The organism is Skermanella sp., from assembly GCF_059503625.1.
Genome location: NZ_JCACHA010000507.1, coordinates 1 through 2,138, shown reverse-complemented (window position 1 = coordinate 2,138; position 2,138 = coordinate 1). Strand labels below are relative to the sequence as shown.

The 2,138-nt window shown below is 60.4% G+C and carries 2 protein-coding genes and 1 pseudogene; 1 reads left to right on the top strand and 2 read right to left on the bottom strand.

Annotation, left to right across the window (positions count from 1 at the left end):
* A pseudogene (locus AC5JJ6_RS10925) lies at positions 1-412 on the top strand (hypothetical protein); the annotation flags it as partial.
* Here the strand turns inward: AC5JJ6_RS10925 and AC5JJ6_RS10920 are convergent.
* Complete coding sequence (locus AC5JJ6_RS10920; protein WP_496042057.1) at positions 399-575, bottom strand: hypothetical protein; 177 nt, start codon at positions 573-575, stop codon at positions 399-401. The pseudogene AC5JJ6_RS10925 and the gene AC5JJ6_RS10920 overlap by 14 nt on opposite strands.
* A 66-nt stretch (positions 576-641) precedes the next feature.
* Positions 642-2,075, bottom strand: a complete 1,434-nt coding sequence (locus AC5JJ6_RS10915) for a cation:proton antiporter (RefSeq protein WP_496042056.1) — start codon at positions 2,073-2,075, stop codon at positions 642-644.
* Between the last annotated feature and the right edge of the window lie 63 nt (positions 2,076-2,138).

The window sequence follows — 2,138 nt, the reverse complement described above, 5'->3', positions numbered from 1 at the left end:
TTCATCCGTAAACCACACGGTCAGACTGCCCCGCTGCCGCAGCGCCTCGTTATACGCTGACCAATTCGTCACCCGCCGCTTCGGCCGCGCAATATGGTGGCGGCGAGCAGTGTTGTATTTATGCGGCATGAAGGCAGGATCCGGAGCATCGAAACAGATCGCCTCCTACGCCATCCCGCCCATCCGTGCAACACACTGGGGCAAGGATGAAAGTGTCCGCCTGGAGCGCAACAATGGTCGCCAGCGGCACTGGGTGGCCTCGTGCCGTCGCCGCTCCATCGTGGTGTCGCGATCCGGCGCGATGATCGACCGGCGCATGGCCCTGTTCGCCCATCTACATGTCAATCGCCAAGCCAAGCCCAAGATGCGACGCCTGCCTATTGCCCAGAAGCATCACCTCAATATTTCTTAAAATCCACCGTTACGTTGTGAAACCTTCCCTGGCTGGCCCGCACCGCGGCATTTCCCAGGAGAAGCTGCCCGTCTACCTGGGCTTCTTTCAATTCGTCCACAATACCCGCCAGCGCGGCAAAGCCCTGCTCGGTGCCTCGTTGCCGCCCTGGTCGCATGATCAAACCGCCACCACCCCGAAACCCAGGAAGATCACCTTTTAATAAGCTTACTATAACTTACTTTGCTTATCACTCAGCAGTTTGACGCTCCTCCAGGCCAGTGTCATCCTTCCGCTTCGCCGCACGTTTGCGTCGGCGGTCGAGTGCCTGCATGCAGAACGTTACAGTCGTTCCGTGCAGGAATATTGAGAATACCATCACGAAAGCAGCGAAGGCCCAGATTGCCTCCGCTTCCGGCCAGTCGGCGTGATTAAGGGCGTAGGCAACATAGTAGAGCGAGCCTACACCGCGGATCCCAAAAAAGCCGATGGCGAGTGTTTCACCAAACGATCGCCCCATCCCCCACATGCCGATCAGGGTCGCAATCGGCCGCACCAGGAAGATGAAGGCGAGACCGGCCACCATCATGTCCCAGGTCAGGGCGTTCAGCAGCCCTTCGCCTAGAGCGCCACCGAATAGCACCAGCACCAACAGCATCAGCAGTCGCTCGATCTCATCGGCGAAATCGTGCAGCCGGCTGTGGTAGCGGTCGTCCTGTTCTGTCCGCCGGAAGGAAACAGCCGCCACGAAGACCGCAAGGAAGCCGTAGCCGTGGACGATCTCCGTCACGCCATAGGAGAGGAACGTGATGGCGAGCGCCAAGAAGCCATGCCCGGTACGTGAGATCTTGGCCCGGTTGGGCAGGCGGAAGGTGGCGTGCCCGAGAGCCCAGCCAATGCCCCAGCCAACCGCAACTCCGGCCGCGATTTTCCAAATGAGATCGACAGCGAGCCACTCGAGCGTCCAAGCGCCCGGTGCTATGCCATGGATCGCGATGGCGATCGCCAGGTTGGTGAAAGGAAATGCCAGGCCGTCGTTGAGGCCGGCCTCCGAGGTCAGGCTGAAGCGAACCTCGTCCTCCTCGCCGGAGCTTGGCGGCCCGACCTGGACGTCGGCGGCCAGCACAGGATCGGTGGGGGCCATTACGGCACCGATCAGCACGCAAGCCGCGACCGAGAGGCCCAGCATCGTCCAGCCCAGGATCGCCAGCGCCACGATGCACAGCGGCATGACGATGCTCAGGAGCCGCCAGGTAATCATCCAGCTTCTCCATCCCAGAGGGCGGTCGAGTTTGAGGCCACAGCCCGTCAGGGACACGATAACCACCAGCTCGGCCAGCCGCTCCGTGATCTCGGGGTAGCGGAGCGGGTGGGGCTCGTCACCGGGAGCCCAGTAGTGGAACAGCACGAAACCTACCGCCACGCAGAGGATGGGCAGCGAGAGCGGCAGCTCCTTGAGGAGCATGGGCAACCAGGCCAGCAGAAGGATCAGCAGACCGGCCCCGGTCAGGATCAGGATATAAGGCTCAACTTCCACTGGAACTCCCGGGGTGACGGAAAACCTGCTGTAACAGCCTTCCGCCCGAAATAACTCGGCATGGCTTGTTCGATTTGATTGTTTTTCAGGACTGAAAATAGGCAACCAGTCTCGACGATCGTCCCGAAGCGTAAGGCGCGAAATCATTCGAGCACCGGCTTGTTGCACAATTCCTGATCATTTGGTTTCGAGGCTTGGAATGATGAAGTC